This is a genomic window from Paraburkholderia lycopersici, assembly GCF_900096975.1.
Lineage (GTDB): Bacteria > Pseudomonadota > Gammaproteobacteria > Burkholderiales > Burkholderiaceae > Paraburkholderia > Paraburkholderia lycopersici.
Map to the genome: position 1 here is coordinate 34,209 of NZ_FMYQ01000029.1, position 13,712 is coordinate 47,920.

Here is a 13,712-nt window from a genome sequence, read left to right on the forward strand (position 1 = left end):
GCGCTTACGCGTTGATCGCGTCGATGCGCAGTTCGGTGTAGTTCTGGCGGTGGCCGCCATGCTTCTGGTAGTGCTTCCGGCGACGCATCTTGAAGATGGTCACTTTGGCGTGACGACCGTGCGACACAACGGTGGCCTTGACGGAAGCCCCACTGACCAGCGGCGTACCGAACTTAATCGATTCGCCTTCGCCCACTGCGAGAACCTGGTCGAGCGTGATTTCTGCGTCAATGTCAGCCGGTATCTGTTCTACTTTAAGTTTTTCGCCAACGGCAACCTTGTACTGCTTGCCGCCGGTTTTTATGACCGCGTACATTGAAAACCTCACTCTGAGTTAATCTTTTCCCAGACACACTGCGCGTCTGGAAACTGTCGATTATACATAGAGTTAGCTGCGCGGTCAAAAGCAATGCAAGCGCGTAGCGCGATGGCCGCATCCAGCGTCAGACGGGCCCGACAGCCATCCATACGGCATAGCGCCAGCGCCCGTGCGCCCTCGCGGGCAACGCGGAAATAGAGGGCACCATCCGCCGGACGGCAAGGCAGCGTCCGGGACTCAGCCGATTCGCCTTATAATCCGCGGCACTACCCACATTTGCCATCATGTCGTCCACCGCCACCCCCACCCCCAGCGCAGCCACCCTGCTTGCCCCTATCGCCAGCGACATGGAGCAGGTAAATCGTGCCATCCGGCAAAGCCTGGCGTCCGAGGTGATGCTGATCAACCAGATCTCCGAGTACATCATCGGCGCGGGCGGCAAGCGGCTGCGTCCGGCACTCCTGCTGCTCGTGGCCGGCGCGCTCGGCGACCGCGGCACGGACCGGCATGTGCTCGCGGCCGTCGTCGAGTTCATTCATACGGCCACGCTGCTGCACGACGACGTCGTCGACGAGTCCGATCTGCGGCGCGGCCGCCAGACGGCGAATGCGCTTTTCGGCAACGCCGCCAGCGTGCTGGTGGGCGATTACCTCTATTCGCGCTCGTTCGAGATGATGGTGGGCGTCGGCAAGATGCGTGTGATGGAGATCCTCTCTGCCGCCACGACCATCATCTCCGAAGGCGAAGTCCTGCAGCTCCTGAACATGCACGACGCCGACGTGGACACCGACCGCTACATGCAGGTGATCCGCTACAAGACCGCCAAGCTTTTCGAAGCGGCCGCACAGCTCGGCGCGGTGCTTTCGGGGGCGGATGCCCGAATCGAGGAAGCGGCGGCAGAGTACGGGCGGCGCATCGGCACGGCGTTCCAGATCATGGACGACTGGCTCGACTACACGGGCACGCCGGAATCCATGGGCAAGAACGCCGGCGACGACCTGCGCGAAGGCAAACCCACTCTGCCGCTCATCTGGCTGATCGAGCACGGCACCGCAGAGGAAGCCGCGCTCGCGCGCGAGGCGATCGAGCATGGCGGCACGACGCGCTTCGACGACATTTTCGCGGCAATCACGCGCTCGGGCGCGCTCGAGCATACGCTGCAATGCGCGCGAGCCGAGGCGCAGGCCGCCGCCGATGCAATTTCAGCGTTCCCCTCTTCCATTTACAAAGATAGCCTGCTAGAATTATGTTCTTACTCGACGACGCGCCAGTCTTAATCAAGGCAAATGAGCAAGACAAGTGGGTTGAAGAGTCCAGCAGTAAATTCGGGGTGTAGCTTAGCCTGGTAGAGCGCTACGTTCGGGACGTAGAGGCCGGAGGTTCGAATCCTCTCACCCCGACCAGAATTCCCCTTGTAAATCAAGGACAAACCGCCCGCATCGCCGGGCGGTTTTTGTTTTGGCGGGCCGCTTTGCGGCAATCTTGCGGCAATTTCCCCCTGACGGAATGCGTTGCGCCCCGGTCCCGCGAAATCTAAAACTGCCGGCCTACACGGTCTTCCTTTCCTCGGAGACCGCCCCACATGGCCAGCATCACCAACCGCAGCCGCTTTTTCGTCAGCGTCAGGAACAACGACGCGCACTACCGCGAATTTCCGTTCCATCGCCTCGCCGACGCGAAGGCGTATCACGCCAGCCTCGTCGCACAGAAACTGAAGCCGACCCTGGGCCAGTTCGAGGACACCATCGAAATCCGCATCCGCCAGAAGGGCTACCCCGACCAGAACCACACCGCCCGCTCGGTTGCCGAGGCCGAGGACATGGTCGAGACGCTGCGCCAGGAGCGCAGGCGGGGGCTCTTCCGCGACTACACGAAGGCGCACCAGGTCACGTTCGTCGACCTCATCCGGCGCTACATGGCCGAGGAAGGTCCGAAGCACAAGGGCTGGGAGAAGGTCGAGCAGTACAAGTGCCGCGGCTGGCTCGAGGACGTGAGCGGCACGCTTGCGAAACGCATCGAGCAGCGCACCGCCGAAATCGCCGCGACCGGCCGCGCCACCACGGCGCGCGGCGCGATGCGCCAGCCCGCGACGGGCCTCGAGTGGATGGAAAAGCCCTTCGCGCAGGTGCAGACCACGGACATCGAAGGCTATATCCGCGACCGGCTCGACATCGTGGCGCCCGCAACGGTGGACCGCGACGTCGACGTGCTGTCGGCCATCTGCAACGTCGCCATTGCCGTCTGGAAATACCGCGTCGACGAAAACCCGATGACGGGCGTGCGCCGTCCCCGCTACTTCAACGAGCGCGACCGTCGCCTGAAGCCCGGCGAGGAGGCGCGACTCTTCGCCGCGGCGCGCGAGGAGGACGGGCTGCGCTCCATCGACCTGCACACCGAAGCCTTGATGGCGCCCGCGCGCGACACCGCGGCCCGGCTGTCCACCACCTACCGGAAGAAGGCCCACCTGAAGGCTGCGCTCGTCGCCTGCCGCGCGCAGGCGGAAGCCGGCCATGACCACATCCCGCTGTACGAGGCGTTCGTGTCGTTCCAGGTGATGACCGCCGCGCGCCGCGGCGAGGCGCTCAATCTGACGTGGGACTACGTCGACCTCGACGGGCAGACCGCATACCTGCCGGAAACCAAGAACGGCCGGGCAAGGAAACTGCCCCTGCGGGCCGACCTCATTGCCATCCTCGCGATGCTGCCGCGCGACCAGGCGCGCGTGTTTCCGCTCGGCACCGATGCGCTCGACCACGCCTGGGCGCGGATGACGGAACGCGCGGGCCTTGCGGACCTGCACCTCCACGACCTGCGGCACGAGGGCATTTCGCGCGTGGCCGAGACCGGGCTGTTTTCGCTGGTGGACCTGCAGGCGTTCTCGGGGCACCGCGACACCCGCATGCTGCTGCGCTATGCGCACCTGTGCACGAAGCAGCTCGCCGACCGCCTGGACGCGGCGTTTGGCGTGAAGGCTCGGCAATCCGATTTGACGGTGGTACATCGCGGCCGCCGGCGCCTGCGCGCGGGCACCGGACTTACGCTCGCGGCGATTGCCGGAGACTTTGGCGTAGAAGTCGCGTCAAATACTGATGGAGGTCCCGGGCGCGATACCGGTGATATGCCGCAGTCGAACGTAATTGCATTCAGGCGTGCTGACTAGCCACAGGAGGCGGCACCATCGGTCATGACTGGCGTCGCCTGCCTCGGCTGCTATTCACTTTGTTACCCGGCTACCTCATTGGATGCAAAGAAAAGGCCGCCTAGCGTTGCACCAGACCGTATTCGCGTGAACCGGCAGCCGTGCTGGCGGCTCAGGATGCGCATATCCGGAGGAGAAGACAAATAACCGGCAAGAGATGATGTGCCCAATTGCGCCTCGCACCCTTATGGACAGCCCGCATTCCGGCAAAGCAGGTCCGCAGAAAAATCTCCCTCAAGCCTGCTAATATTTCTGGCTTAGCCGAGGCCAACTTTCAAATGAAATCCAAAAGAACAATCCTGCACCTGTCGGACCTGCATTTCGGCCGGGGATTCCAGGAGGATAAATGGAACGACGCTCTTGAAAAGGCCGTGGCTGCCCACCCGGATATCGTCATTGTCACCGGAGACCTTGTCAATTCGCCCTGGCGCTGGCAAGTCCCTAAAGTTTTCAATGAACTTACCTCATTTCGCAACACGCTACGTGAGCGAACAGGCAATGAAGTGGAAATGCTGCTTGTACCTGGCAACCACGATACCCGCTTTAGTGGTGTACTTCCTCTTCAGTGGCTGACGTGGATAGCGTTGGCGTTGCTTCTGACAGGTGCGATTCTCGCGTGGCGCAGTTTCCATTCGCCGTGGTATTGGGCGCCGTTCGCGTGCGTCGGCGCAGCGGGTTTGGTGCTGAGGCTATGCTTGACCCGAGACTTCAAGCGCACCTACGGTGACCTTTATCGCTCAACACCTCAGGCGTTCCCGGCAATCAAACTCGGCGTCATACCATTCGACTCTGCGTCTGTACCAGTCTGGAGTGCGCAGGGAAAGCTGCGCAAGGACGCCATTCACGCGATTCGCGCCGTCAGCCAGGCTCCCGACATGACAGACCCGAAGGCTCACGCGAATGACATATTCTGGGTAGCCGCGGTCCATCATCATCCGCTGCCGATTCCGTATTACGCCAAATCAGAGCCACAGCTAATCATGCAAAATGCCGGCACTCTGCTGGCGGAACTTACGAAGGCGGGAGTGCCTCTCGTATTGCACGGTCACAAGCACCACTCGCATTTTTCCCGGCTATCCATTCGAAAACCCAATCAGGACTTCCACGAAATTGGCGTCGTCGCAGCGGGGACTTCCTCACAGGGCGCCGGGGCGTCTCACGCTTTTAACGTGATGGAGGTGGATGAGGACCAGCGTGTCGAGATTTATGTCTACGAGGCCAAACCAGGCGGCACTTTCGACCGGCGTCACGTTGCAAGTCTTGCTTCTAGCGACCAGTACAAGTCGAGAGATTTGTCGATGGCTGGGTCGACTGCGAAGGCTGGCTGCGACTTCATGCTCTCCTCTGCCGAAATTACCAAATTCGGTGATAGTGTGGTCGTGCGTGAATTTTCGGGCCTGACAGCGTTAGGCGAGGCGCTGCGGGAACTGCCCGGCGTGTTTCGCGCGAAATGTGACAACGGCGAGGTTGAGCCGTTCGAAGTTGCCGTTCATTCGAGTGGGACGCCGAGCTTGTCGAAAATTGAGGAAACCACGAGCACGCATGAAACGTCCACCCGCCTCGCCCTTGTTCCAGATTCGCTCAAGTGTGGAGCGACCGGCGTGGATTTCCATCTGCGAACCTGGATAACCAATGCGTTTGCACTCAACGCACACCAGTATTTCCAGATGTACCTGGAAGAGGTGCCGTCGCTCATCGAAGAAATGAAGTTCGACGTTCCGCAGGACATCGTCGTCCGACACCTGACCCTGCAACTTCGTTTTCCTGCCGCGTCGGCAATCCCGGCCGGCTCCGTCTTCCAGGTCCGAAGCGACAGTAAATCTCCGTGGCGTGACCTTCCCTCGGACAACTTCCACCACATCCGAACGGCGCCGGCATTGCTGGCACATGTGAGGGCTCCGAAGCCTGGTTCACAGTATCGCTTTTACTGGCGTGTCCCAGCCAGCGCACCTGAGCCCGCATCGAGACATGCCGCGCGTTATCAAGAAGCCTTGATTGGGGATGCTTTCCAGGATGCCACGGAAGCGTTTGGCGACATGTTCATGGAATTGCTCGCCGCCTGCGAGTCTATTGCGTCCGACGAGCTCAAGGCCGAGCAGCGAACCGACGAAATCAGCCTTGCGCTTTACGCCTACAACCGCTCGTCATGCGAGTTGACCCTAGTGGGCGCCGCAGGGGAAATTATTGAGGACACGGCACTCATACTCCAATTCAGATATGGCCTTGGCCTTCCCGGTCGTGCGCTGAAGCTCGGCGAGATGACGGTTTTCGACCGGCAACCGCTTTCCCAGCAGCTCTCGACGCCGGCGCCCGGACACCTCCTCTACGGAAACACCAAGAGTCCTGGGACGGATGGTCGCATCGGCACAGCAATTGCGTTCCCGCTGTGGTCGGACAACGACCCGTCACGAACGCCCTATGCGGTCATGTGCGCGCTGGTTAATGGCGACGGCGGGCACCTGAAGATGCAGGACACGGGCGAAGACGCAGCCCTGTCGAATTTCCATGCTCTCGTACGGCAACAAACGGAAAGTTTTATTAGGCAGGCTATACTCACGAAACATTGACCGGAAGACGCCATATGATGACCCCCAAGATTGGCCGGCTGTTTGCGCCGACGCTGCTTGGCCCGTCGCAAGATGCCGTAAACACTTTACGCCTGCGGGCGCAGAGCGAGGTCGCGCGAAGCCGTGATGTGTCCAAGGGCAATCAAGCCAGAGACCGACACACGGTTGTCAGGGACGGCGTCGTATATGTTGTACCGAAAAAGAAACGATAAGAAACATCAGGCACACGGCTACGGCGGACCGTTGTGAGCAACGGGCTGCCCTGCGCCCACACCTGGCGAGGTTCGCCATTGCCAAAATTGCGAAAGTGCCTCGCGCTGTTCCCCTCCACGGCACACAGGTTCGATGAGGTCGCCTTCGAGCCTTCCATGCCGGGTTAGCCCACAGTTACGCCCGTTACCCGCGTTACCCTGCGGGCTACAAGCACGTGACCGCAACGCCGACCGAAATCAGTCGGCGTTGGCCTTACCTTTCTTGCTCCGAGCGCTCCTGGTGTCTAACTGCGCAGAGACTGCTTCGCAGCATCGACATCGGCACGCTCTGCATCGCGCATCCAACCTTCGGCGATACGCATCAGCATGGCGGACGTACGGGGGAAATCCTGCGTGGTGTCAGCCCAATTGCGAGCCTGCTTAGCCAATTCCCGCTCCTGGTCCCCGCCCTCGCCAATGCCTTTGCCGTATACGCCCCTCATGTTAAAGCGCTCAATCGCCAATCCATTCTCTAACTTGTCTGACGCGATGCTCTCGATGGCAGACCGTACGGCTTGGTGTGGCCACGCACCGTCGACGGAACTTGCCGGTGCATGCGCCAGCAAGTGTCCAATCCGCCCGTCTGTAACGTCCACGCGGTCCACAGTCTTAGCCAAATCGCGCACCTCGTAGCACCATTGCAGAAGGACCTTTTCATCAATATCGTTGCCCGCTTGACCGGGAACTAACCGAAGGCCTTCGAGCAGGTCATATGCCGCTACTGCCAAGCGCCTTTCGTTCTCCGAGACCTCTCTCGCTTCCGCATTTGCCGCCTTAAAAACTGCACAAATTGCTTCCATGAACAGCCCTGCCCGCTCCGCCATCAGTCGATGCAAGGTGAGGGGTTTCTTTCTCCGACCGAAGAACGGTAGATAGGCGAACTCCCGCTTGGCAAGCTCCTCGGGAGCGACATCGCCTCTTGTCTCCAGCTCGTCAAATACCTGTTCCAGGTAATAGGCGGTCATGGTCCCTCCCCGCCCTTGAGATGCGTTAATTTCTGGTATCGCAGAATCGAGCAGGCGCAAAAGCACATCGGACGTAACCTCTTTCAGGCGACGAACGGCGGCTTCAATAGCCGCTATCGGGCGACCGCGGGACGCGTAACTTTCGATGGCAAACAGAAGTTCTTCGGTGCTTCCCTTTATCGAGTATGAGTGCTTCTGCGCCCAGTACGCCTCGTTGACGTCTCGCCCAAACGAACTGACCACGCGCCAGGTGTGCATGTTCTCGTCCAGCCCGGTCAAGAGGCGCGCCGTGCGCCTTGGCTCTACGTCGAGTGCGGCAACCGTATCTTGGACATCGCCGGCAAAACTGTCGCCGAAGCGCATAAATCCTTCGGCGATGATTGTCGTGCTTACGATATCAAGTCCATCGCCGGTCTCCACCGTCGACCGCAGCAGCTTCGCCAGTTGTTCTCTAGGCAACTGCAGCGTCTGTACTGACATGGCCAGGCTGTGTGGCTGCTTTACGCGCTTCGCCAGGTCAACCAGTCCCTGGACGCCGCTGCTCGCAACAATCGCCCGAAGGGCATCGGAGCGAGCTGCATCGACAGGCGCCATTGGGTCTTCTGCATCGGCAGCCACACCGGGTACCGTCGGCATCCAGTCGTCAAAGAGCCACGCACTCTGAAGCAACTGGTCATCCGGCTTGAACTTTTCGATAACAGCATCGACTCGGGCCAGCGCCTCAGGTCTCAGGGCCCAGTCTGTGTCGGCAAAGGCGCGGTGCCGATTCGCCTCCTTGCGCAAGGCGTCCCATATCGGAAAGCGGATGTCGCTGGTAACCTCGGCTAGCACGGAGTCCAGCGCGCTGAGCATGCTGTCCAGCGTTTCCGGGGGAAATTCGCTCATTGCACCAATGAGGGTTTCCCATCGACCTGGTTCCTGCCCAACGTGCTCCAGAGCAAGACGGACAACTGCTGCTTGACTCTCCCAGACCACGCCAAATGTCAGCGCTTCCCTCTCGGCGGCACCGAATTCACGGAATTTCGGCGTAGCGGTTGGACTTGATGTGTCGTGCGACCGAGGCAAAAGCTTTGTAAGTAACGGCCAGGCGATGGCAGGGACCGCCCTGACGATATGAGCAAGAACCGCTGTTCTCTGTTTCGCATGGGCACCGGTATTGGGCGACCATGACAGAAAGATGGCGCGCAAGCTGTTAATGGGGCGATTGGAAAGCGACCCGCCCGGGTCAATCGCTGTCAGACGCGCGAGGCACATTGCAGAACGAAGCAGAAGTGCTGGGTCCCAAGCCAGTGTCTCCAATGCCCATAGCAGCCCGACGTAGTAAGTCCGGGGAGTGAGAAAGCCTTTCTGTTCTTCGAAGATTGGCTTGATTGCCGCGGCGTCGCCCTCAAGCAGACGCTCGAGGGCCTCAAGAAAAGGGATGGGGGCGGCCTCCGCGAGCAGGGCGAGATTATCTTGCAGACTCGCGAGTAGCCGATAGTCACCTGACAGACCGGGCAGGCCTCGGACGATACCATTCACAAATTCTTGAGGTGTCGTGCCCTGCACGGTGAAATCAGCCTGCTCATGCAGAACCGCCATGTGCAGGAGCATGGTCATCATCCCTTCACGAAGCCAGTTGCTGTGGGCGTCCTGTCTCTCAGCCAGCGGCCGGAACAGCTCATCCTCCTTTGGTGCCGGCGGGATGTAGGAGAAAACTCTTGTCGCCGCAGCTGAGAACTGACGCAGGTGTTCTGGCCCGATGAGATGACCGAGGTGTACAAAGGCGTCCACAGATGACCGCATGGTCCATACGTCGCCTACATGGTCCACTGGCGGGTCTTTCAGCTTCGCGAGCTTCCGCAGCGGAGCTTCGACCACCTCATATTCGGCACACTTGGCAAGCGTGCAGAGAACCGCCTGGTCCGCATTGCCTGATGAAACCCAGGCGCCCGCCAGCAACGCCGGCAACAACGGCTCCGCGCTGTCCATCCATTCCGGCCGTTCAGCGGTCCCGCTTGGCCTCTGGCGTGCCAGGACGGCCAGACTGCGGCCGCAGCGTCTCGCGATGTCGTACCCCTCCTCCTCGGTGAACCCCATGGCGACGAACGCCTTGCCGAGAGCTGAGCTATGCGGTCGATTGAGCAGGACATGATTCGACCGCTTTTCGTCCGCGCCTGCACTTACGACGGTGGGACCGTATTGGGAAAGCAGGCCCGCAATCCCCCTCGCCTGCCCGCGGGGCAGAAAGATAAGCCCCGATTTGCCGACAAGTGCACGCGCCGCGTCCTCGGTATCCACGATTAAAGTTCGCGCTTCGAGAAAAAAGCGTACTGACGGCTCAGCCCGACGAATCGCTGCGACGGCAAAAGCCAGCACCTCATCGGGAGAATCAGCCGCATAAGCAAGCCTGGCGGTACCTTCATTGAGTCCGCGCAAAAGCTCTTCGCCTTGCGACTCTCGACCGGCAAGCAGAACTTCCTCGACAAGCGCAGGGGAAAATCTGTTCGAGAATTCCTCCCAGAATTCATCGATGCTGCGCGCCCCTGCCGAAGGCATCAGTCTCAGCTCGTATCTCGCCCAGCGGGCAGCAACTGCGGGACATGTGCTCAGCCAGTCTTCCAGCATCGCCCCATCGATGTACTTGACGTCCTTCCAGGCCCCCTGCTCGCGCTTCGCCTGTACCCAGTCTGGCAACTTCACCGTGGGGTTATCCCACGTCCTTGGAGAAACGAAAACGAATGTCGTCTCTTTGCGCGCAGCCTCGTCTACCTGCCTTGTTCGCTTCTCGTAGTCACTGGCGGCCTTTCCGGCCGCACCTTCCGTGACGCCGAACTCCCAGATTGACCTTCCATCCGGGACATATGTTGGCATCCCCGTCGCGTCCAGCACGCCATCGAAGCCTCGCACCTGCCCCTTGTCCCCGTTTGGAAAACGGATATCTGAGATGTTTGCCGCAGTTGCCCTGATTAAGTCGGCAACCAGCGCGGGGAAACTGGTTCTAGCCTGAAGCGTATCTGCCCACTGTTGCAGGTTCGTCGCCGTGACCCAACGCATCTCACTTCCTCATACACTTATTGTTGAAAACTAAAGCCGACAAGCGCGAGCGTCCTGTAGATTGCTAGCAGGGTCGCGCCTACCCGCACGCGACCTGCGTCGACGGCCGCCTTGGCCCACTCTTCGTTATGCCCTCGCCCAACCGAGCTCCCGCAATATCAATCCCATCGAGGCTAATGCAGCTTCTGCATCGGCCTCCGTCAGGCGGCGGGCTCCACGGGAAAATTCCTCATTGGGCTTTAGGCGTGCATGCAGCCGGGCGATAATCTTCGCCGCATTGATGAGTAGCGCCATCGGTTTTGCGCCTCGTTCGAGGTGCTTGATGTGCTCATTCAAATCCACAGCCCTGAACTGCGCGTCACCGTCCCGGTCGGCCAACCACAACCCTATTGCCGCCGGCGCCGCATATCGGCACGCGTCGATGATGGCCTCCGGCCCTTGTCGATGTTCGGCATCAGATACGCGGTCAAGCTGCCGGTGGATATCGTCGACGCCGGCTGCGGGTATCGCAGCATCGTCGAGGTCAGGCATCGCGCCAAGACTTGAACGAGCACGCAACGTCACCAGGTTCTCGCCCGTCGATAGCCGCTCCACGCTCAAAAGAGTCCACAACGTGTAGCTTTCGCGAACGCCGAGGGCAAAGAGAGCAGGGCTGTGCCCCCTGGCGACATCGCCTGGGCCGAACCACGGAGCATAGGTGTAGAGATTCTTGACGAAAAGTCCCGACAAATCGACGCCGCCAGTTTCGAGGGGAGCAGCCGGATGCCGTTGCACATGCCACGCGGCGGGTTGTGTGTCAAAGCGCTGATAGAGTCTGCCGCGACGGACGCGTGTTACCGGGTCAAAGGCATCCTCCCGAAAGATGAGCTTCGCCCACGCCAAATCGGGAGTCCCGCTCGGGATAGCGTCCCAGTCGCCCTCCTGAGAAATGAGCGTCGCGACAGAGGCGAATGGCGACGGCCAAACACCAAAGCCATACAATGAAGGAGACCCCTCGTAGAAAAGACGCCTGTCGACATCGATGCCAAACATTTGTGCTCACATCCATTGTGTGTTGCTCATGCCCCACGCATTGCGGGCGCTTCCCGGCATTGCGCAGCACGAACCATTTGCGATTCTGCCTGTCCTGCTTTTCTCCTCGCTGGAAACCGAATGGTACACAGACTAGTACTCGCCCGCCCGCCTAACCAACCGGATGAAACCATCGTGAAGTGAACAATAGGCGGCTTCCGGTCTCGCATTCCGCCTTTTTCTGCCATCGCGACCCCAATCGCCGACTTCAGGCCACCGCCCGCTCCCGAATCTCGCTCAGCACCTGCACTATCTGCGTCACTGTCGCCTGAGGAAAAACACCGAACGGCCCGTGAACATTCAGGTCTGTAAACGGCGACTCAAACAACCTGTCCGCCTCCATGACGCCGTTCTGGGTCAGTTCCTGCACAATCAGGTTGATAAATTCAATCTGGTTCGGCGTAGCGGTTGTACCGTTGATGAAAGCGCTGAAAACAGCGCTTGTTGTTCCACAATGGCTCCTCGATACCGAATCCGGCCGGCTTCGTATTTATCGCACAGTTTGTGGGTTGGATTTTCCCGCCGTCGGACAAATTCAGCTGCGCCGAAGAAAAAAACGGCGAGTCTGTCGGAAAACTCGCCGTTCTGACCATCACGCAGCCAAGAGCTGCCCAAATTCAAAATCATTCTGTGCCGGCAGGAGGTCCTGCGGCACATCGAAAACCGTCACCTTGGAGGCAGGGAACCCTGCCCCCAAACGCTGCGTGCTTTCTTCTCCACCGGGCAGTCGACGCAGAACCATCGACCACCCGCCGGTCGCCCATTTTGTGCCCATATACACCCTGCGAAGGCCTTGGTGTTCAGGACTGTTGGCGACGAACACTTTCCACGCACCCTTTACCGTCGCCACGCGCAGGCCGATGCGGGCCAGCTGAGCGACGATTTCCGGATTGCCCGTCGGGTCCTCACAGACCCGCTGGATTGCTTCCGAAATTGAAAGGTTGCGGGTAACCAGCGCGTCTGCCTCCATGCACTTGAAAGGCAGAACGCGAGTAAGCAGCGCCTCCAGGCAACGGGTCTCGTCAGCCACAGCATGCGCCCCGATACTCGACTCGATGTCGAGCATCTCGACCAGCACGTCCGCATCTTCGGCCGTCGCCGGCTGCGAAGAAACGAATGCCCAGTATGACGCAAGCAGCGTACCGACTGTATCCGCAAGGCGGCCATCGCCACCTGCGGCAAGGATGCGCTCGCGCACAACCTTCTCCGATGCCTGGAATACACTCCAGCGACTGACGAAGCGACGAGCGAGACGTGGCCCCAATCGGCGGGCCTCATCTTCAGTCAACTGGATTGCGTCGGCCTTGCGGGACTTCGCTTCCAGAATGACCCAGCGTGAAAGGTCGGCTGGCTCCATCTTGCCCGGGCAAATACCGGCTGCCAGAAACGGGCTGTAAAAGCGATAGCTCCGTGTCGTGCCGCCAGGCGTTCCGCGAACAATTCCTTCGTCTCCCTCCTGAAGGCTGTAGGACATGCGTGCAATCTCAAGCGTGTCCTTGGTATGACGCCGCGAAGGGTCAGCCTCAAACTCGTCGAGAATCACTGCGCGGCCGGTACCTCCAAGTGCTTGATAAAAAGCGGCCATTGTCTGCGGACCTGTACACGCGTGCGCAACCGGGCCAAGCAACCATTTCGTCAACTCAAGCGCAGTCGACTTCCCGACGCCATGACGGCCGCCGAGAAACAGGTTGCTTCGGCGTCGAAGAGCAGGAGCGACAAAGGCAACACCAAGCCAGCCAAGCTGTAATTCAGGCGCGATTGGCTGTTGCCAATCAATACCCGAGAAAGCCCGCCGAATCAGTTCGACCTCGTCGTCCGTCGCCTCCGGAGTAGACGCGTCAAAGCCGACATCCCCGCTCGCAGAATAAATCCTGTTCTCGTGAATGCCGTGCTCCAATCGGGTCCCATCCGGGCGCCACAACTCGCGCCCATTCACCACCAACTGACCGTCGTTCATGAGCCAGACACCAGCCCTACGTTCGTAGGACTCGACGTATGGCCCCTTGGACTGACAGTCGCGAATGATGTCGGTCGCGAGCGCGCGGTGGTCAAACAAGACAACCTCTTTTTTGGGATGGAGGCGCGCATAGCGCTCTTCGCACCAGTCCGCACCACAAAGCGTCTTCAGTTCCATCTCCTTCATTTCAGAAGGTGACAGCTTGACGACGGTCTTCGTGAGCTCGCTCAGCACGACGCATTTTGCTCCCAGCGTTCCGAGTGGCACATAGCCACCTCGAGCAGCGATGTTGCCGGATTGCAGGGGGGTGCCGTTAGCGTTGATGATGGTGGTCATACATGTCCTCT

Annotated in this window: 8 protein-coding genes and 1 tRNA gene; 4 read left to right on the plus strand and 5 right to left on the minus strand. The window is 60.1% G+C overall.

The features are described 5' to 3' along the window. Window positions 1-4 precede the first annotated feature (4 nt). On the minus strand, window positions 5-316 hold the full coding sequence (gene rplU / locus BLU17_RS25570; protein ID WP_006025184.1) for a 50S ribosomal protein L21: 312 nt from the start codon (window positions 314-316) through the stop codon (window positions 5-7). Between the two features lie 287 nt (window positions 317-603). On the opposite strand from rplU, the gene BLU17_RS25575 reads away from it, so the two are divergent. The 4 genes from BLU17_RS25575 to BLU17_RS25590 all read left to right on the plus strand — a co-directional run bounded on the left by BLU17_RS25575 (window position 604) and on the right by BLU17_RS25590 (window position 6,085). Continuing rightward, complete coding sequence (locus tag BLU17_RS25575; RefSeq protein WP_092003166.1) at window positions 604-1,596, plus strand: polyprenyl synthetase family protein; 993 nt, start codon at window positions 604-606, stop codon at window positions 1,594-1,596. 49 nt (window positions 1,597-1,645) lie between these two features. Further along, window positions 1,646-1,722, plus strand: a tRNA-Pro gene (locus BLU17_RS25580). A gap of 179 nt (window positions 1,723-1,901) precedes the next feature. Continuing rightward, entirely contained in the window at window positions 1,902-3,479 is a 1,578-nt protein-coding gene (locus tag BLU17_RS25585) for a site-specific integrase (RefSeq protein WP_092003169.1), read from the plus strand. 317 nt (window positions 3,480-3,796) lie between these two features. After that, window positions 3,797-6,085: a metallophosphoesterase family protein gene (locus BLU17_RS25590; protein WP_092003173.1), complete on the plus strand. Its 2,289-nt coding sequence runs from the start codon at window positions 3,797-3,799 to the stop codon at window positions 6,083-6,085. A gap of 496 nt (window positions 6,086-6,581) precedes the next feature. Here the strand turns inward: BLU17_RS25590 and BLU17_RS25595 are convergent, their stop codons facing one another. The 4 genes from BLU17_RS25595 to BLU17_RS25610 form a co-directional block, all read right to left on the minus strand. Continuing rightward, window positions 6,582-10,337, minus strand: coding sequence for a hypothetical protein (locus BLU17_RS25595; RefSeq protein ID WP_092003176.1), 3,756 nt, complete (start codon window positions 10,335-10,337; stop codon window positions 6,582-6,584). A 126-nt stretch (window positions 10,338-10,463) separates the two neighbouring features. Then, window positions 10,464-11,369: a hypothetical protein gene (locus BLU17_RS25600; RefSeq protein ID WP_092003179.1), complete on the minus strand. Its 906-nt coding sequence runs from the start codon at window positions 11,367-11,369 to the stop codon at window positions 10,464-10,466. A gap of 247 nt (window positions 11,370-11,616) precedes the next feature. After that, the gene (locus BLU17_RS34290) at window positions 11,617-11,898 is read right to left on the minus strand and encodes a type I restriction-modification enzyme R subunit C-terminal domain-containing protein (RefSeq protein WP_218137044.1); all 282 of its coding nucleotides are present in this window, start codon (window positions 11,896-11,898) and stop codon (window positions 11,617-11,619) included. A 102-nt stretch (window positions 11,899-12,000) separates the two neighbouring features. Next, the gene (locus BLU17_RS25610) at window positions 12,001-13,701 is read right to left on the minus strand and encodes a hypothetical protein (protein WP_092003183.1); all 1,701 of its coding nucleotides are present in this window, start codon (window positions 13,699-13,701) and stop codon (window positions 12,001-12,003) included. Window positions 13,702-13,712: the final 11 nt, after the last annotated feature.